Here is a 17,429-nt window from a genome sequence, read left to right as displayed (position 1 = left end):
GACATCGGCTGGGGCGCATTTATGAAAATCCTGATCCTAGGGGCTGGCCAGATCGGCGGCAACCTGGCGGAGCATCTCGTTCATGAGGGGCACGACATCACGGTTGTCGATACCGCTTCCGAGCAACTGGACGAACTCAGTGTCAGCCTGGATATCCGCACGGTGGTGGGCAAGGCGTCCCACCCCAGCATCCTGCGCGATGCCGGCTGCGAGGATGCGGACCTGCTGATCGCCGTGACCAATTCCGACGAGATCAACATGCTGGCCTGCGAGGTGGCCAACGCGATCTTTCACACCCCGACCAAGATCGCCCGAATCCGCGACAAGGAGTATCTGTGCCAAGAGGCGCTGTTCTCGTCAAAGGCGGTGCCCGTCGACGTGATCATCAGCCCCGAGCAGTTGGTGACCGACAATATCTATCACCTGTTCGAGTACCCCGGTGCCCTGCAGGTACTCGACTTCGCCGATGGCCGGGTCCAGCTCGTGGCGGTCAAGGCGGTAGAGGGAGGCCCCCTGATCGGCAAGGAACTGGCGACCATCGCGCGCCACCTGCCGCAGGTGTCGACGCGAGTTGCCGCCATCTATCGCCAGGACCGGGCCATCATTCCCCATGGCAGCACGGTGGTCGAAAAGGACGATGAAGTGTTTTTCCTGGCGTCGCGTCGGGATATCCGCATCGTGATGCATGAGCTGGGCAAGAGTGAGCAGGGCTATCGCCGGGTCATGATCGCCGGGGGCGGCAATGTCGGGGAGCGGCTGGCGGAAAAGCTGGAGAGCACCCATCAGGTCAAGATCATCGAGGCCAACGAGGAGCGCTGCCGCTACCTGGCGGAGCGATTGAAGCACACCGTGGTCCTGCATGGCCGGGCGACCCGCAAGCGCCTGCTGGTGGAAGAGAATATCGAGGACTGCGACATCTATTGTGCCCTGACCAACAGCGACGAGGACAATATCATGTCGTCATTGCTGGCCAAGCGGCTCGGGGCCCACAAGGTACTGTCCCTGATTACCGACCCGGCTTATGTGGACCTTATCCAGGGCGGCGACATCGATGTCGCCCTGTCCCCCCAGCAAATTACCATCGGCAGCATCCTGGCCTACATCCGGCGCGGCGACATGACCCGCGCCTATTCTCTGCGGCGTGGCGCTGCCGAGGCGTTCGAGGCGATCGCGCACGGCGATGCCAAGTCATCCCGCCTCGTGGGCTGCAGGCCCGGCGACATCAAGCTGCCCGACGGTGTGACCATCGGAGCCATCATTCGTAACGACGAGGTCATCATGGAACTGAATGACGCGACCGTCGAAACGGATGACCATCTGATCCTGTTTCTCACCGACAAGCGCCGCCTGCACGATGTGGAGCGGCTGTTCCAGGTCGGGTTGTCGTACTTCTAGCCAGACGCAACCCTGTCCATTCCCGCCTTTCCGTGCCAATAGCCGGTACAGGCATCGGCTTCCACCAGGGCCAGCGGGTCTCGGGGCGGCAGGTCATCGCGACGCGCCCGGTCGAACGCTGCAACGACCTCGGCCATGCCCTCCGAACGAGGCCCCAGCCGCGCCACCGTCACCCCCAGCCGCCGCATATCCGCGATCTCGTGGCGCAGGTCGTAGCAGGCGCCCGACAGGGTCTGGATGCCGTTGAGCGTGAATACCTCACAAGACTCCTGCGAGCGCAGTGGCAATCCCTCTGGGTACTGCTGGCAGACGAACTGGCAGCGATCCTTGGGCAGGGCGTGGTGACGTGCGGTGAAGCAGCGTGCCGACCATGCCAGGGGCAGGTGGCCATAGGCGAATACCTCGCAGGGGGCTTTCAGGCCGCTATCGCCGATGTTGGCCAGCAGCGCGGCGAGCCCCTCGCGTGAAAGCTCCACTGGCATGCACCAGCGGACCAGCCCTCGCCTGGCCAGGCGTTGCAGTGACGCCAGGTTATAGAGATTCAGTGCCGGGCCGGCGACGAAGGGCAGGCCGGCCTCGGTCGCGAGTTGCAGGGCGCTGTGATCGTTGGCTTCGATGACGTATTCACCATTGGCGCACAGCTTGCGCAGGCCACGCAGGTCGGCCTCGGACTCGATCAGCGTCTGGCTCGACAGCACGACCTGCTTGCCCGCCTCTTGCAGTTCACGGCCGATGCCCAGCCAGTCGTCGAGCTTCATGTCGCGGCGTCGCGAGCAGACGGTCTCGCCCAGGTAGACGATATCCAGCGGCCAGTCGGCGGCGTCGCGGTAAAACGCGGTATAGCGCTCGCGTGTCCAGTAGAACGGCACGGGGCCCAGGGACAGTTGCATGACGGCTACTCCTTGTCGGGTCACGGGTCACTTCCAGCGTCGCTCGTAGGCGCCCAGGGTGGTGGTGGCGCCCTCGGATAGCGCACTTAGTTGGGCTTGCCAGGCGGGGGATGGCGCGAAGCGCTTGCGGTCGTGCGCCAGGGCATCGAGCGCCTGGCGCCATACGGCGGCGACCTGGGCTACATAGGCGGGACTGCGTTGGCGCCCCTCGATTTTTACCGCGCTGATGCCCAACTCGGTCAGCTCGGGCAGCAGGTCCAAGGTGTTGAGGCTGGTCGGCTCCTCGATGGCGTGATAGGTCGAGCCGGCCACCTCGAAGCGGCCCTTGCACAGCGTCGGGTAGCCGGCACGCTCGCCCTCGGCATAACGGTCGATCAGCACGCCGTTGAGGCGCGATTCGAGCCCGGCGTCGGTCTGTTCCCAGCGCACATGCGCGGCCGGTGAACAGACACCGCGAGTATTGGGTGACTCGCCGGTGAGATACGACGACAGATAGCAGCGTCCCTCGGCCATGATGCACAGGCTGCCGAAGGCGAATACCTCGAGTTCCACCGGGCTGTGGCGTGCCACGTCGCGTACCTGGTTCAGCGAGAGGACACGGGGCAACACGGCGCGGCGGATACCGAATTCGCGGTGATAGAAGCGCAGTGCCTCGTAGCTGGTCGCCGAGCCTTGCACCGACAGGTGGCGGGGCAGGTCGGGGTAACGGGTCGCGGCGTAGTCGAGCAGGCCCATGTCGGCGAGGATCAGCGCGTCCACCCCCAGATCGGCGGCCTGGTCCACCGCCGTGGCCCACTGTGCCCAACCGCCAGGCTGCGGATAGGTGTTAATGGCGCAAAATACCCGGCAGCCGCGACGGTGGGCATAGTCGATGCCCTCGGCGGCGCGTCCCTCGCTGAAGTTGAGTCCCGCGAATCCACGGGCGTTGGTGTTGTTGCGAAAGCCGAAATAGACGGCATCCGCCCCTTCGTCGACGGCGCGCTTGAGTGCCGGCAGGTTACCTGCGGGACAGACGAGTTCCATGAGGGTCTCCGAAGATGGACGACCCGATGTTAGGCGAGGCCGTTGTCCAAGCCGTTGATATCGATCATGGAAATGTCGCTCTATCGTTCGGCCTGTATCAGGGCCAGGTGCTTTCGCATGGCCTCGTGCGTCACCTTGAGAAGGTTGGTGTAGCTGGACAATGCGCTGTCTTCGGGCCGGTTCTGTTCGAGCAGCGTCAGCGTCTGCTCATGGAACTGGGCCTGGTAACGCAGAAAAGCCGCATCGAACTCTTCCCCCTCGAGCGTCTGGAGTTGCTGATAGGCCTCACTGCCGGGGAGGTTCGCTGTGGCGTCGTCGGTGTTGCCCTCGGCAGCCTGATCCAGCCACTCGTCGAGGATGCGATGGTCCTGGCGCAGGGCGTCGGCCAGATCCCGGACTTCCGCTCGTTCGGCACGTTGCTCAGCCAGTGCGGCAATCTCTGCCTGGCGCTGATGAAGCGCATCCAGCGTGGCAAGCAGCGCTTGCCTTGTCATGCCGGTCTCTGCCGAGACGGGACCGAGGGAGGCCCCCAATAGCACTGAAATACAGATCAGTCGGCGATATTGCATGGCAATCTCCGCGTTTGATGACCCAGGTCAATTTATTAGGAATACATGATTACCAGGTTTGCCTCCCCGGGCGTTGCTTTCTACGGTAGTACAAGAGGTAGCGCTTCGTTGGGTGGGGTATGCAAAAAGCTATCGACAAGAAACGAAAAAAACATGAATTGGCCGTGTTCCTTTTTCTCGCCGGGATCCTGTTCCCGATTCTCTCCGTCATCGTGGTGGCCGGTTATGGCTTTCTAGTCTGGATATACCAGATGTTCGCCGGCCCGCCGGGGCCTCCAGGCTAGCGAGGGGCCCGTCATGCTAATGCCAGTGGATCGCTCCCGGCGTGCACTGCTGCAGGGGCGCCCGGGACGGGGCAAGGACGTTCTGCGTCCACCCTGGGCCGAGCCCGAGGCGCGCTTCCTGAATCGCTGTACGCAATGCGGCGACTGCCTGAGTGCCTGCGAGACCGGCATCCTGGTCAAGGGCGGTGGCGGTTACCCGAAGGTCGACTTCAGCCGCGGCGAATGCACATTCTGCACTGCCTGTGTTCAGGCCTGTAACACCGGTGCGTTCAGCGATCCCGACCAGACACCACCTTGGCCTTATGTTGCCACCATCGGTGAGGCCTGCCTTGGCAGGTCAGGCATCTATTGCCGCAGTTGCGGCGAAAGCTGCGAAGCCGGCGCAATTCGCTTTGCCTTCAATCAATACCGTGTCCCAGAGCCGACGGTGGATACCGAGTCATGCACCGGTTGCGGGGCCTGTGTCGAGGGGTGTCCTGTCCAGGCGGTGCAAGTGGGGCCCTGACACAGTGAGCAGGAACAGCGCATGGACGAACAAGTACATATTTCCAGCCTGGTGGTGCAGACAAGGCCGGAGCGAGTGGCGGAGATCCGCGCCTGGTGCCAGGCCGGGGACAAGTCCGAGGTACATGCCGCGGACCCCAGGGGCACGTTGATTCTGGTTATCGAGGCCTCGGGGCAGCGCGAGAGCATGGACTTCATCGATCGGCTTCGGCAGCAGGACGGCGTGCTCGACGTGAGCCTGATCTATCACCACGTGGAGAGCGCGCAGGCACTGGACAGGGAGATGGGGGATGAGCGATGAAACTGACGCGACGTGATTTCATCAAGACATCGGCTGCGAGTTCTGCAGCCGCAGCGGCTGGTATCAGCTTGCCGGGCCAGGCTCAGAATTTGGTCACCGATGCCGAGCGTACCCAGTTGAAGTGGGCCAAGGCGCCTTGCCGCTTCTGCGGGGTGGGGTGCGGTGTCAACGTGGCGACCCGGGACAACCAGGTAGTCGCCACTCATGCCGACATCAATGCCCCGGTCAACCGCGGGGTCAACTGCGTCAAGGGGTACTTCCTGTCGAAAATCATGTACGGCGAGGACCGTCTCACTCAACCCCTGTTGCGCATGACCAATGGCCAGTACGACAAGCACGGCGAGTTCACGCCGGTAAGCTGGGACGAAGCCTTCGACGTCATGGCCGAAAAGTACAAGGCCGTGCTGCGCGAGAAAGGGCCACAAGCTGTCGGCATGTTCGGCTCCGGCCAGTGGACCGTCTGGGAGGGCTATGCCGCCAACAAGCTAATGAAGGCCGGCTTTCGCTCCAACAACATCGACCCCAACGCACGCCACTGCATGGCCTCGGCCGTGGCCGGCTTCATTCGTACCTTCGGCATCGACGAGCCGATGGGCTGCTACGACGATATCGAGGCGGCCGATGCCTTCGTGCTGTGGGGCTCCAACATGGCCGAGATGCACCCCATCCTCTGGACCCGGGTCACCGATCGCCGGCTCTCGGCGCCCCACGTGAAAGTCGCGGTGCTCTCCACCTTCGAGCATCGCTCCTTCGAACTGGCCGACATGCCAGTGATTTTCACGCCCCAGGCTGACCTGGCGATCCTCAACTACATTGCCCGCTACATCATCGAGAACGGCCGGGTCGACTGGGACTTCGTCAACAAGCATGTGCGCTTCAAGGAAGGCAAGACCCTCATCGGCTACGGCCTGCGCCCCGAGCATCGTCTGGAATTGATGGCAGACAATGCCGACGATCCAGGTGGGGCGAACGACATCGATTTCGAGCGCTATCGCGAGTTTCTCCAGCAGTACGACGCGGACTACGTCTCGCAGCTTTCGGGCGTGCCGAAACGCCGCCTGGACGAGCTGGCCGAGCTGTATGCGGACCCGGATACCAAGGTGATGTCGTTCTGGACCATGGGGTTCAACCAGCATACCCGCGGGGTTTGGGCGAACAACATGATCTACAATATCCACCTGCTCACCGGCAAGATCTCCACGCCAGGCAACAGCCCCTTCTCCCTGACCGGCCAGCCTTCCGCCTGCGGCACGGCACGTGAGGTGGGCACCTTCTCGCACCGCCTTCCGGCCGACATGGTGGTCATGAACCCGGGCCATCGGGAGTTTGCCGAAAAAACCTGGAACGTGCCCAAGGGCACCATCCAGGCGCAGCCGGGGGCGCATGCGGTACTGCAGAACCGCATGCTCAAGGATGGCGAGATCAATGCCTACTGGGTGCAATGCAACAACAACGTCCAGGCGGCTGCGAATCTGGTCGAGGAGACCTATCCCGGCTACCGCAATCCGGCCAATTTCATCGTGGTGTCGGATGCCTACCCTACTGTCACGACTGAGCTGGCCGACCTGATCCTGCCCACCGCCATGTGGGTCGAGAAGGAAGGAGCCTACGGCAACGCCGAGCGGCGCACCCAGTTCTGGCATCAGATGGTCACGGCGCCGGGCGAATCACGCTCCGACCTGTGGCAACTGATGGAGTTTTCCAAGCGCTTCACTACCGATGAGGTCTGGCCGCGGGAGTTGCTCGACGCCAATCCCGAGTTCCGCGGCAAGACGCTTTACGACGTGCTTTATCGTAACGGCAATGTCGATGCCTTCGGACTGGAAGAGGTCGATGGTGAGTTTCCCAATGACGAGGCCCGTCACTTCGGCTTCTACGTGCAGAAGGGATTGTTCGAAGAGTATGCCCGCTTCGGGCGGGACCACGGGCATGACCTCGCGCCGTTCGAACGCTACCACCAGGAGCGCGGCCTGCGGTGGCCGGTGGTCGACGGTGAAGAGACCCGCTGGCGCTACAACGGCGAGTACGACCCCTACGTGGAGGAGGGTCGGGATATCCAGTTCTACGGCCACCCCGACGGCAAGGCGGTGATCTTTGCCGTGCCCTACGAGCCGCCCGCTGAGTCGCCCAGCGAGGCGTATCCGCTGTGGCTGGTTACCGGCAGGGTACTCGAGCACTGGCACTCCGGCTCGATGACCCGGCGTGTGCCGGAGTTGCACCGGGCCTTTCCGCAGGCGGTGGTCTATCTGCATCCCGAGGATGCGCGTGAGCTGGGGGTACGCCGAGGCAGCGAGGTCAGGATCATCAGCCAGCGCGGCGAGATGAACAGTCGTGTCGAGACACGCGGCCGCAATCGCGTGCCACGCGGGCTGGTGTTCGTGCCCTGGTTCGATGCCAGCCAGCTGATCAACAAGGTCACGCTGGATGCGACCGATCCCATCTCCAAGCAGACGGACTTCAAGAAGTGCGCCTGTCGCATCGAGCCGGTCTAGGAGGGAAAGACGATGCAACGACTGATCCTTATCGGCATCGCCCTGCTCTGCGCCAGCCTGGCCGTCTTTGCGGCGGAAGGCGATCTGGATGCGCTGCGCGGCAATGTCCCGCTACTTCAGGAACGCACGCCGGAACCGCTCTACCCGGTGGAAAACCAGGACCTGCGTCGGTCGCGGGCCTATCCGATGCAACCCCCCACCATTCCCCACAAGATCGACAATTATCAGGTCGATCTCAATGCCAACCGCTGCATGTCCTGCCATAGCCGGAGCCGCGTCGCGCAGAGCCAGGCCCCCATGATTAGCGTGACGCACTACATGGACCGGGACGGCAATTTCCTCGCCGAGCTTTCGCCACGTCGCTATTTCTGCAACCAGTGCCATGTGCCGCAGACCACTGCGCCCACCCAGGTCGACAACACATTCGTGGATATCGAGGAGTTGCTTCGTCAGCCACAGCGTAACGGGGGAGGAGGCTGATGTTCCAAAAGCTTATCCGCTTCCTGAAGGCGTTCTGGCATATCTTCAGTCGTCCGAGCGTCTATTTCAGCCTGGGCTTTTTGACCGTGGGCGGTTTCATCGGTGGTGTGCTGTTCTGGGGCGGGTTCAATACCGCCCTGGAAGCGACCAACACGGAGACATTCTGTGTCAGCTGTCATGAAATGCGCGACAACGTCTTTCAGGAAATTCAGCCGACCATTCACTTCACCAACCGGTCGGGGGTAAGGGCGACCTGCCCCGATTGCCATGTGCCGCACGACTGGACCGACAAGATCGCCCGCAAGATGCAGGCCTCCAAGGAGGTATGGGGCAAGATTTTCGGTACCATCGATACCCGCGAGAAATTCCTCGAGCACCGTCTTGAAATGGCCGCACGCGAGTGGCGACGTTTCGAGGCCAACGACTCGCTGGAGTGCCGCAATTGTCATGAGGAAGCGGCCATGGACCTGACCAGGCAAAGCCCTCGGGCCGCCGCTGCCCACGAGCGCTACCTGATCGAGGGTGACAAGACCTGTATCAATTGCCACAAGGGCATTGCCCATGAGTTGCCGAACATGGCTGGCATCGAAGGCTGGGAGTAAGCCGGCAGGAGCTTGATGGCCTGACAATGATCGGTCACTGTCAATAAGACGGTTTTAGGCTGGACTGTCCTTTTGATGCCTGGCGCGAGTGTCATCTTTACAGTGTGAGTGTTGTGACCGCACTGCCGCCTGGCAATACGTGATGCCGCGAAACCTTGGCATGGCGGCGCCTGCCAGTATGCGCTGGGACAGAGTGCCGCACCGGGCGGGCATGGCACAGCCATTGCTGCTGGACAAGTCAGAGAGTGACTCTCTGCTTTGCTGGATAGCTTCAGGAGAATTGCCATGGTCGCATCCGATCGCCTGGTCCGTAGCATGCCGCTGTGGCGGCTGGCCTTTCGTCCCTTCTTCCTGCTCGGCGCGGCGTTCAGCCTGCTGGCCATGCTGGTGTGGGGGGCGTTCTGGCACGGCCAGTCGCTGCTTCAGCCGTATGGCGGCATGCTTTGGTGGCACCAGCATGAGATGCTGTTCGGGTTCACCGCGGCAATCGTGGTCGGGTTCCTGCTCACCGCGGTACAGAACTGGACGGGCCAGGCCGGGCTGAGCGGCGCGCCGCTGCTGGCCCTGGCTGGCGCATGGCTGCTCGGTCGATGGTTGATTGCCTTTCCTCAGGACCTGTCGCCGTTATGGTTGGCCAGTCTGGACATGATCTTTCTGCCGCTGGCGGCGGGGGTGCTGGCTTGGCCGGTGATCAGGGTCCGCCAGTGGCGTAACCTGGTGTTCGTGCCGGTGCTGCTGGTCCTGGCGTTGGCCAATGCCCTGACGCATGTGGCGCTGTTCGCAGGCGACCCGCTGCTGCTACGTGGCGCGATGTACCTCGCCGTACTGCTGATCGCCCTGTTGATGACCATTCTTGGCGGGCGGGTCATCCCCTTCTTCACCTCGCGCCGCCTGCAGCGCCCCCAGGCCAGCCGGCCGGCCTGGCTGGAGTGGTGCTCCATTGGCGGGGTGGCCGCTCTGGCGCTGCTGCAACTGGCCAGCCTGGCTGGATTGATTGCTCCCGGGGCCGTCTGGGCCGGCGTGGCACTGATCGCTTCAGCCGCGAATACGATTCGCCTGCTGCGCTGGAAGGGCTGGCTGAGCTGGCGCGACCCGCTGTTGTGGGGCCTGCATGTCAGCTATGCCTTCGTGTGTCTCGGCCTGGCCATGTGGGGAGTGGCGGCGCTGGGCTGGGTGCCCGCGTCACTGGCAATTCACGCGCTCACTGTGGGCGGCATGGGCACCATGATGCTGGCCATGATGGCCAGGGTGGCATTGGGCCACACTGGCCGGCCGATCACGGCCCCCAAGGGTATCGGCATCGCGCTGGGGTTGATGGTCACCGCCGCCGTGCTGCGTGCCGTAATGCCGGCGCTGTGGCCGCAGGTGACGCACCTGACCCTGAGCTTCGCCATTCTTGCCTGGAGCCTGGCCTACGCCCTCTATCTCAGCCTCTACGCCCCGGTACTGCTGCGCAAGCGTGTCGACGGCAAGCCGGGCTAGGCGGTGTCCTAGCCCGGGTCATCGCTAACGCGAATCGTCTCGGGGGCGGCGTCAGGGCGGGTAACGAGAAAGGTTGCCACGCCCATGAAAAGTAACCCCGTGATCACGGGGACTATCGGGCTGTCGGTAGATAGCCACAGCACCAGCCAACTGCTCAGCAACAGCAGGCAGGCGATCCACTTGGCGCGCCGGGGGACGGCGCGCTGTTCATGCCAGGCCCGCAAGGGGGGGCCGAAATAGGGATGATCGTACAGCCAGGCCTCGACGCGCGGTGATCCCTTGGGCGCTGCCCAGGCGGCGACCAGCAGGAACGGAGTGGTGGGCAGCAGGGGGAGCACGATGCCGGCCGCGCCGAGTCCGACACAGCCATAGGCCAGGCCGAGATAGGCCAGGCGGCGCAGCGACACGTTGGAAGCCATGAACCCTCCTGACGTTTATATCCAGAACCAGCCGTGGCTACCGGCCACTGCTCCCGCAATGGTAATCAGGCCGATCACCAGCAGGAACCAGTGCAGCCCCTGAATGAGACGAAACGTCGAACGGGGCGCGCGTTGGGCTCTTGCGTTGAACCAGCGGTGCAAAAACAGCGGCTCGAACACGAACAGCATGAGTGTGAATATCAGCCACACCGCAATCATGGCATGAATCCACCAGAATTCGATCATCGCCAGGCGCTGCCAGCCGAGCACATGCAACATATAGAAGCCGCTGAGTCCTGCCAGGAGCGTGGTGACTCGCGACTGCCAGGCGAAGCGCGACTCGACCTTCTCGAAGAATTCCACACGCTCGGCCTCGCTCTGGAAACGCTTGACCGCCGGCAACAGCACGGTAGTCACCATCGCCACGCCACCAATCCACAACACGATGGCCAATACGTGCACGACCCGGGCCAGAAAGAAATGCTCCATGGCGTCATACGGTCCGGGAGAACAGCCCGCGCTGGCCGTCGCCCAGGTAGGCGTCGAAGGCCATGGCCACACTGCGCATCATCAGTTGGCCCTGGGGCAGCAGCGTCACCACCTCCTTGTCGATCGTCACCAGGCCATCGGCGACATGGCCGGCAAGCTGGTCCAGCGAGTCGGCAAAGTAATGAGTGAAATCGATACCGTAGCGACGCTCGAAATGTGCCATGTCGATGTGGCCATGGCACATCAGCGCCATGATCACCTCGCGGCGCAGGCGGTCATCGTCACTGAGTTGGTAGCCGCGCTTGACTGGCAGAAGGCCGGCATCGAGACGCGCGTAATATTGGGAGAGCTCCTTGACGTTCTGGCTGTAGCTGTCGGCGACCTTGCCGATCGCGGACACGCCAAGACCGATCAGGTCGCAATCGGCATGCGTGGAGTAACCCTGAAAATTGCGCTGTAGCGTACCGTTCTCGCGAGCCAGGGACAATTCGTCGTCGGGCAGGGCGAAATGGTCCATGCCGATATACACGTAGCCGGCCTCGGTCAGGCGTTGGATGGTCAGCTCGAGCAGTTCCAGCTTGCGCTCCGGTGGCGGCATGTGCTCGGGGCGGATCAGGCGCTGGGCCTTGAACAGGCTAGGCAGGTGCGCGTAGCTGTAGGCGGCGATGCGGTCCGGGCGGATAGCGATGACCTTGGCCAGGGTGGCATCGAAACTTTCCACGGTCTGCAGCGGCAGGCCGTAGATCAGGTCGACGCTGACCGAGTCGAAATCGGCGTCGCGGGCCGCCTCGACCAGGCCGCGTACCTGGGACTCGCTCTGCACGCGGTTGACTGCGGCTTGCACGTCGGGGTCGAAATCCTGCACGCCGAAGCTCAGCCGGTTGAACCCCAGTTGCCGCAGCTCACGGATGCGATTGGGCGTCACCGTACGCGGGTCGACTTCCACGGAAAATTCGTGCGCATTGTGGGTATCGAAACGAAACGCCTGGCGCAGGGCCGACATCAGCTCGGCAAGCTGCGCATTGGTGAAGTAAGTCGGTGTGCCGCCACCCAGGTGAAGCTGGGTCAGCCGGCGATCGGCATCGAACAACTCGGCCTGCAGGGCTATCTCGCGCTTGAGGTAGTCGAGATATTCGACGGCCTTCTCGGTCTTCTGGGTGATGATCTTGTTACAGGCGCAGTAGTAGCACAGGCTCTGGCAGAACGGGATATGCACGTAGACCGACAAGGGCTTGGGAAGCGGGGCGCCATTGCTCGTCTCTGTCGCCTGCCGGTAATCATCCAGGGCAAACGCCTCGTGGAACTGCGGCGCGGTCGGGTAGGACGTGTAGCGCGGCCCGGGGAAGTCGTATTTGCTGACCAGGGCACGGTCGAAGGCCTGTGAGTGACTCATGATCCTGTCATCCGAAAGGAATGTGAGCCGCACTATACGAACTCCTGTACAGGCGAGAGTTGCGTTCGATCATGTTTGGTGTGATCAGGGGGGCTGGGGGACAGGGGGCCAGGCTGCAGTGGCCTTTTCGAAAACTCATTGATTACAGTCAAGCCATTTAAAGACTCACTTGATTAGCCTGGCTTGCAATAAGTCATTCCGTGCGGCAGTGATCGAGCTGGCGAAACTCACTCAGGGCCGACACTGACTGACACTGCAGCTGCGAGGTCCGCCTCATCAGCCTTAGAGGAGATAACCATGAAAAAATTTCTGCTACCCCTGTTGGCCCTAGGTGGCACGCTGATCGCATCGTCTGCCCTGGCTGTGGATGGCGAGACGCTATACAAGACCAAGGTCTGTGCTGCCTGTCACGCTATCGATACCAAGATGGTGGGGCCGGCCTACACCGATGTCGCCGAGAAATATGCCGGTCAGGACGATGCGGTCGCCACGCTGATGGACAGCATCATGAACGGAAGTCAGGGCAAGTGGGGCCCGATTCCGATGTCACCCAACGCCGTGACCGAAGAGGAAGCCAAGATCCTGGCTGAATGGATCCTGCAACAGAAGAAGTAGCCATCCGATACAACGCCTGCGATGGCATTGCCAGGTTGACTGGTGCCGTCGCAGGCATTCCTGCCTGATTGCCTTTCCTGATTATCGAATGTTGACGGAATAACGTCAGCGTAACTGCGCTTTTTTCATGTACTGATCCCTTGCGTTATGTAGGGTTATTTCCGATTTGTCTTCAAGCGTTTTCCACGTGTCTTTCCGAAGGATATTGGGATAATTAGTTCTGTCCGTCCGGTCAAAATAATGATTTCAATCAAGTGATGGCATTCGAGCGCTGGTTACCATTCAGGAACACATCGTAGCCTGAGTCGAGGCCGACCATGGACGCTAGACTACCCGCAAGGGGCCATATTTTTCGCTACCTCCAGGTCGGAATTTTGCTTGTCATCGTTGTCCTGCTCCTGTGCCAGCCGGTCGAGGCCAGGAAGAACTACGGTGATATCGAGCAACAGCGTATCGAGGTGGCGTTTCCCGATGCCGATAACGTTTCCGAGCCGGAAGGTGATTATTCTATAAGAACCATTTCCTCCAACGGGGAAACATTAGGCTACGCATTCCAGAGCCTGGATGTGGTGGATATTCCTGCCTACTCGGGCAAGCCTGTCAATATCCAGGTCCTGATGAGTGTCGAAGGCGTGATCAAGGATGCCTACGTTCTCGAGCACCATGAGCCGATTCTCCTTGTCGGCATTCCTGAAGAAAGGTTGCACGAATTTACTGCCAAGTATGAGGGAATCAGTGCCGACCAGCGTGTCATCGTCGGGCGTTCTTCCGATCCCGAGGCGGTGACGGTGGATGCCGTGACCGGTGCCACGGTCACGGTGATGGTCGTCAACGAGATCATCATGCGCTCAGCCCATGAGGTTGGCGTTTCGCTGGGCCTGGTCGAGGCAAGTGCCGGCTCGGTAAAAAAACCGGCCGTCGTGCGCGAGGAGGTGTTCGAGCCGGCCAGTTGGAGCGAGTTGACCGGCAATGGCGCGATCCGTCGGCTTCACCTGACCCGCGGCGAGGTCGACGAGGCTTTCAAGGGTACCGAGGCCGAAGGTATCGATAACGCTGATGCCGAGGCGGCTGGCGAGACCTTCATTGACCTGTACGTTACCCACCTCAACCCGCCGACCATTGGTCGCAACCTGCTCGGCGAAAACCAGTACCGCTTCCTCATGGGGGAACTCGAGTCCGGTGAGCACGCCATCGCCGTGCTGGGGCGTGGCGAGTACTCGTTCAAGGGCTCCGGCTACGTACGCGGAGGTATCTTCGATCGGGTGCAGCTTCGCCAGTTCGGCGACATCATCAGCTTCCGTGACCTGGATTACGAGCGGCTCTCCGATGTGTACGCCGAAGGGATGCCCGAGTTTCCCGAGATGGCGATCTTCATCATCCGTGAGCACCACCAGTTCGATCCTGGCTCGCCCTGGAGCCTGGAACTGCTGGTGCGTCGTCAGACCGGGCCCATCGATGGCATCTTCACCAGCTTCGAGTTGCCATATCAGCTTCCCGAGGCCTACATCGAGCGCCCGCAACCGACGGCGGAGGAACTGGCGGCGACCGAGGAGGCCAATCGCCCGGTATGGGTCAACATCTGGTATCAGAAGAGTTTCCAGATCGGCGTACTGTGCGTCGCCCTGGGCCTGCTGACCGTCATCCTGTTCCTGCAGGACAAGTTCACCCGACATCCACAGTTTCTGCATTGGCTGCGCCGTGGCTACCTGACCTTCACTGTCGTGTTCATCGGCTGGTACGCCCTGGGGCAGTTGTCGGTAGTCAATGTACTGACCTTCCTGCATGCCCTGGTCGAGGACTTCCGCTGGTCGCTGTTCCTGTCCGATCCGGTGATCTTCATCTTGTGGACCTTCACGGCGGCCAGCCTGCTGCTGTGGGGCCGCGGGGTGTTCTGCGGCTGGTTGTGCCCGTTCGGTGCCCTTCAGGAACTGATCAACGAGGCTGCGCGCAAGCTGAAGGTGCCGCAGTACGAACTGCCCTTCGCAGTGCATGAGCGGCTCTGGGCAATCAAGTACATCGTGCTGCTGGTGCTGTTCGGCATCTCCCTGGAATCGATGTCCGCTGCCGAGCGCTTCGCCGAGGTGGAACCGTTCAAGACCGCCATCACCCTCAAGTTTGACCGCCAATGGTGGTTCGTGGCCTACGCCGTGGCGCTGCTGGTCGTCAACCTGTTCACCCGCAAGGTCTACTGCCGCTACCTCTGCCCGCTGGGCGCGGCACTGGCGGTGCCCAGCAAATTCCGGCTGTTCGACTGGCTCAAGCGACGCAAGGAGTGCGGCAACCCCTGCCAGCTCTGCGCCAAGGAATGCGAGATCCAGGCAATCCATCCCGATGGCCGCATCAATGCCAACGAGTGCCACTACTGCCTGGATTGCCAGATGACCTACCACAACGAGAACAAGTGTCCGCCGCTGGTAGTGAAGAACAAGAAGCGCAACAGACGCGCCAAGCAGGCCCCGGCGGGCCCCGAGCGGATTCCTGCCGTGCAGATAGAAGAACCCGGAGCGATCGACGCGGGGGCGAAGCGCTCGGAAGCGGTCGATTGACCCAAGTCGCTGTTGTCTCAGAGGAGCAAAGACTCATGAATAATCAAGAAACGCAGAACGGCATGCCGGTGGAAGAGAAGAAGGGACTGACTCGGCGTGGCTTTTTGGGTGCGACCGCCATGAGCGGCGCGGCACTGGTGGGCGCGTCGGCACTGGGCGGTGCGGTGATGACCCGCGAGTCTTGGGCGGCGGCGGTCAAGGACGCGCACGCCAAGGCCTCGGTTGGCCCGGGGGAACTGGATGAGTACTACGGCTTCTGGAGCGGCGGGCACAGCGGCGAAGTCCGCGTGATGGGGGTGCCGTCGATGCGCGAGCTGATGCGCATTCCGGTGTTCAACGTCGACTCGGCCACCGGCTGGGGCCTGACCAACGAGAGCCGCCAGGTGCTGGGCGACAGCGCCAGGTACCTCAATGGCGACTCCCACCACCCGCACCTGTCGATGACCGACGGCAAGTACGATGGCAAGTACCTGTTCATCAACGACAAGGCCAACAGCCGCGTGGCGCGTATCCGTCTGGACATCATGAAGTGCGACAAGATGGTCACCGTGCCCAACGTCCAGGCCATCCACGGCTTGCGCCTGCAGAAGGTGCCGCACACCAGGTACGTGTTCGCCAACGCGGAATTCATCATCCCGCATCCCAACGATGGCTCGACATTCGATCTCCAGGCGCGTGACAGCTACACCATGTTCAACGCCATCGATGCCGAGACCATGGAGGTTGCCTTCCAGGTCATCGTCGACGGCAATCTGGACAACACTGATGCCGACTACGCCGGCAAGTACGCCGCCTCGACCTGCTACAACTCGGAGAAAGCCGTCGATCTCGCCGGACAGATGCGCAACGAGCGCGACTGGGTGGTGGTGTTCAACATTCCGCGTATCGAGGCTGCGATCAAGGCCGGCAACTTCACGACCCTGGGCGATTCCAAGGTGCCGGTCGTCGACGGTCGCGACGGCTCGGAGCTGACCCGCTACATTCCGGTGCCCAAGAACCCGCACGGCCTGAATACTTCGCCGGACGGCAAGTACTTCATCGCCAACGGCAAGCTGTCACCGACCGCTACGGTCATCGCCATCGACAAGCTCGACGATCTGTTCGACGGCAAGCTCGCTGCACCGCGCGACGTGGTTGCCGCCGAGCCCGAACTGGGCCTGGGGCCGCTGCATACCACCTTCGATGGTCGCGGCAATGCCTACACCACGCTGTTCATCGACAGCCAGGTGGCCAAGTGGAACATCGACGATGCCATCCGTGCCTACCAGGGCGAAGACGTCAACTACATCAAGCAGAAGCTCGATGTGCAGTACCAGCCGGGCCACAACCACGCCTCGCTGACCGAGACCCGCGAAGCCGACGGCAAGTGGCTGGTGGTGCTCAGCAAGTTCTCCAAGGACCGCTTCCTGCCGGTGGGACCGCTGCATCCCGAGAACGACCAGTTGATCGACATCTCCGGCGACGAGATGACGCTGGTCCACGATGGCCCGACCTATGCCGAGCCCCATGACTGCATCATGGCCCGCCGCGACCAGATCCGGCCCAAGAAGATCTGGACCCGCGACGATCCATTCTTCGCCGGCACCGTGGCCATGGCCAAGCAGGATGGTGTCACGCTGGAGACCGACAACAAGGTAATCCGAGATGGCAACAAGGTGCGCGTCTACATGACCTCCATGGCGCCTACCTACGGCATCAACGAGTTCACCGTCAAGCAGGGCGACGAAGTCACGGTGGTCATCACCAATATCGACAAGATCGAGGACGTGTCGCACGGCTTCTGCATGACCAACCACGGCGTGAGCATGGAAATCAGCCCGCAGCAGACCTCGTCGATTACCTTCGTGGCCGATAAGCCCGGAGTGCATTGGTACTACTGCAACTGGTTCTGCCATGCCCTGCACATGGAAATGGTCGGGCGCATGCTGGTCGAGCCGGCCTGAGT

General features: G+C 62.0%; 17 protein-coding genes. 11 read left to right on the top strand and 6 right to left on the bottom strand.

What is annotated here, in order from left to right:
• Window positions 1-21 precede the first annotated feature (21 nt).
• The gene (gene trkA / locus BM194_RS13955; protein WP_092847827.1) at window positions 22-1,395 is read left to right on the top strand and encodes a Trk system potassium transporter TrkA; all 1,374 of its coding nucleotides are present in this window, start codon (window positions 22-24) and stop codon (window positions 1,393-1,395) included.
• Here the strand turns inward: trkA and BM194_RS13950 are convergent.
• The 3 genes from BM194_RS13950 to BM194_RS13940 form a co-directional block, all read right to left on the bottom strand.
• Entirely contained in the window at window positions 1,392-2,285 is an 894-nt protein-coding gene (locus tag BM194_RS13950; protein ID WP_092847824.1) for a U32 family peptidase, read from the bottom strand. The two genes, trkA and BM194_RS13950, sit on opposite strands and share 4 nt — an antisense overlap.
• Window positions 2,286-2,312: 27 nt before the next feature.
• The gene (gene ubiU / locus BM194_RS13945) at window positions 2,313-3,308 is read right to left on the bottom strand and encodes a ubiquinone anaerobic biosynthesis protein UbiU (RefSeq protein WP_092847821.1); all 996 of its coding nucleotides are present in this window, start codon (window positions 3,306-3,308) and stop codon (window positions 2,313-2,315) included.
• A gap of 80 nt (window positions 3,309-3,388) precedes the next feature.
• Window positions 3,389-3,877, bottom strand: a complete 489-nt coding sequence (locus tag BM194_RS13940) for a DUF4142 domain-containing protein (protein ID WP_092847818.1) — start codon at window positions 3,875-3,877, stop codon at window positions 3,389-3,391.
• 119 nt (window positions 3,878-3,996) lie between these two features.
• Here BM194_RS13940 and napE point away from each other — a divergent pair, with 119 nt between their 5' ends.
• From napE to BM194_RS13905, 7 genes are all read left to right on the top strand, one after another.
• Entirely contained in the window at window positions 3,997-4,161 is a 165-nt protein-coding gene (napE, locus tag BM194_RS13935; RefSeq protein ID WP_092847815.1) for a periplasmic nitrate reductase, NapE protein, read from the top strand.
• A 13-nt stretch (window positions 4,162-4,174) separates the two neighbouring features.
• Window positions 4,175-4,666, top strand: coding sequence for a ferredoxin-type protein NapF (napF, locus tag BM194_RS13930; protein WP_092847812.1), 492 nt, complete (start codon window positions 4,175-4,177; stop codon window positions 4,664-4,666).
• Between the two features lie 21 nt (window positions 4,667-4,687).
• Complete coding sequence (locus BM194_RS13925; protein ID WP_092847809.1) at window positions 4,688-4,966, top strand: chaperone NapD; 279 nt, start codon at window positions 4,688-4,690, stop codon at window positions 4,964-4,966.
• Window positions 4,963-7,458 (top strand): nitrate reductase catalytic subunit NapA, encoded by a 2,496-nt coding sequence (gene napA / locus BM194_RS13920; RefSeq protein ID WP_092847806.1) that lies wholly within the window; start codon window positions 4,963-4,965, stop codon window positions 7,456-7,458. Before BM194_RS13925 ends, napA begins: the two co-directional genes overlap by 4 nt.
• Before the next feature lie 12 nt (window positions 7,459-7,470).
• Window positions 7,471-7,938, top strand: a complete 468-nt coding sequence (locus BM194_RS13915) for a nitrate reductase cytochrome c-type subunit (RefSeq protein WP_092847803.1) — start codon at window positions 7,471-7,473, stop codon at window positions 7,936-7,938.
• Window positions 7,938-8,540, top strand: a complete 603-nt coding sequence (locus tag BM194_RS13910; protein ID WP_092847800.1) for a cytochrome c3 family protein — start codon at window positions 7,938-7,940, stop codon at window positions 8,538-8,540. The genes BM194_RS13915 and BM194_RS13910 overlap by 1 nt, the downstream gene beginning before the upstream one ends.
• 285 nt (window positions 8,541-8,825) lie before the next feature.
• Complete coding sequence (locus BM194_RS13905) at window positions 8,826-10,022, top strand: NnrS family protein (protein WP_092847797.1); 1,197 nt, start codon at window positions 8,826-8,828, stop codon at window positions 10,020-10,022.
• 8 nt (window positions 10,023-10,030) lie between these two features.
• Here the strand turns inward: BM194_RS13905 and BM194_RS13900 are convergent, their stop codons facing one another.
• The 3 genes from BM194_RS13900 to hemN are packed head-to-tail and all read right to left on the bottom strand — an operon-like array spanning window position 10,031 to window position 12,323.
• On the bottom strand, window positions 10,031-10,441 hold the full coding sequence (locus BM194_RS13900; protein WP_092847794.1) for a YbaN family protein: 411 nt from the start codon (window positions 10,439-10,441) through the stop codon (window positions 10,031-10,033).
• A gap of 15 nt (window positions 10,442-10,456) precedes the next feature.
• Window positions 10,457-10,930 carry a hypothetical protein gene (locus BM194_RS13895; RefSeq protein WP_092847791.1) on the bottom strand — a complete coding sequence of 158 codons (474 nt, stop codon included), beginning with the start codon at window positions 10,928-10,930 and terminating at the stop codon, window positions 10,457-10,459.
• A gap of 4 nt (window positions 10,931-10,934) precedes the next feature.
• Entirely contained in the window at window positions 10,935-12,323 is a 1,389-nt protein-coding gene (gene hemN, locus BM194_RS13890; protein WP_092847789.1) for an oxygen-independent coproporphyrinogen III oxidase, read from the bottom strand.
• A 297-nt stretch (window positions 12,324-12,620) separates the two neighbouring features.
• Here hemN and BM194_RS13885 point away from each other — a divergent pair, with 297 nt between their 5' ends.
• From BM194_RS13885 to nosZ, 3 genes are all read left to right on the top strand, one after another.
• Entirely contained in the window at window positions 12,621-12,938 is a 318-nt protein-coding gene (locus BM194_RS13885) for a c-type cytochrome (RefSeq protein ID WP_092847787.1), read from the top strand.
• A gap of 374 nt (window positions 12,939-13,312) precedes the next feature.
• Window positions 13,313-15,484 carry a transcriptional regulator NosR gene (nosR, locus tag BM194_RS13880; RefSeq protein ID WP_244890975.1) on the top strand — a complete coding sequence of 724 codons (2,172 nt, stop codon included), beginning with the start codon at window positions 13,313-13,315 and terminating at the stop codon, window positions 15,482-15,484.
• A 35-nt stretch (window positions 15,485-15,519) separates the two neighbouring features.
• Complete coding sequence (nosZ, locus tag BM194_RS13875) at window positions 15,520-17,427, top strand: TAT-dependent nitrous-oxide reductase (RefSeq protein WP_092847782.1); 1,908 nt, start codon at window positions 15,520-15,522, stop codon at window positions 17,425-17,427.
• The last annotated feature ends 2 nt before the right edge of the window (window positions 17,428-17,429 follow it).

The sequence above is a fragment of the Modicisalibacter xianhensis genome (genome assembly GCF_900113605.1).
GTDB lineage: Bacteria > Pseudomonadota > Gammaproteobacteria > Pseudomonadales > Halomonadaceae > Modicisalibacter > Modicisalibacter xianhensis.
Note: the sequence above shows the minus strand (reverse complement) of the source record. Positions and strands in the feature narration are given on the sequence as shown.

Bases quoted from the DNA above. Each gene is read 5' to 3' on its own strand.
- BM194_RS13900 (WP_092847794.1), bottom strand. From the start codon at position 10,441: ATGGCTTCCAACGTGTCGCTGCGCCGCCTGGCCTATCTCGGCCTGGCC.
- BM194_RS13915 (WP_092847803.1), top strand. From the start codon at position 7,471: ATGCAACGACTGATCCTTATCGGCATCGCCCTGCTCTGCGCCAGCCTG.
- ubiU (WP_092847821.1), bottom strand. From the start codon at position 3,308: ATGGAACTCGTCTGTCCCGCAGGTAACCTGCCGGCACTCAAGCGCGCC.
- BM194_RS13905 (WP_092847797.1), top strand. From the start codon at position 8,826: ATGGTCGCATCCGATCGCCTGGTCCGTAGCATGCCGCTGTGGCGGCTG.
- BM194_RS13925 (WP_092847809.1), top strand. From the start codon at position 4,688: ATGGACGAACAAGTACATATTTCCAGCCTGGTGGTGCAGACAAGGCCG.
- nosZ (WP_092847782.1), top strand. From the start codon at position 15,520: ATGAATAATCAAGAAACGCAGAACGGCATGCCGGTGGAAGAGAAGAAG.
- napE (WP_092847815.1), top strand. From the start codon at position 3,997: ATGCAAAAAGCTATCGACAAGAAACGAAAAAAACATGAATTGGCCGTG.
- BM194_RS13940 (WP_092847818.1), bottom strand. From the start codon at position 3,877: ATGCAATATCGCCGACTGATCTGTATTTCAGTGCTATTGGGGGCCTCC.
- hemN (WP_092847789.1), bottom strand. From the start codon at position 12,323: ATGAGTCACTCACAGGCCTTCGACCGTGCCCTGGTCAGCAAATACGAC.
- napF (WP_092847812.1), top strand. From the start codon at position 4,175: ATGCTAATGCCAGTGGATCGCTCCCGGCGTGCACTGCTGCAGGGGCGC.
- napA (WP_092847806.1), top strand. From the start codon at position 4,963: ATGAAACTGACGCGACGTGATTTCATCAAGACATCGGCTGCGAGTTCT.
- BM194_RS13885 (WP_092847787.1), top strand. From the start codon at position 12,621: ATGAAAAAATTTCTGCTACCCCTGTTGGCCCTAGGTGGCACGCTGATC.
- BM194_RS13950 (WP_092847824.1), bottom strand. From the start codon at position 2,285: ATGCAACTGTCCCTGGGCCCCGTGCCGTTCTACTGGACACGCGAGCGC.
- BM194_RS13910 (WP_092847800.1), top strand. From the start codon at position 7,938: ATGTTCCAAAAGCTTATCCGCTTCCTGAAGGCGTTCTGGCATATCTTC.
- trkA (WP_092847827.1), top strand. From the start codon at position 22: ATGAAAATCCTGATCCTAGGGGCTGGCCAGATCGGCGGCAACCTGGCG.
- BM194_RS13895 (WP_092847791.1), bottom strand. From the start codon at position 10,930: ATGGAGCATTTCTTTCTGGCCCGGGTCGTGCACGTATTGGCCATCGTG.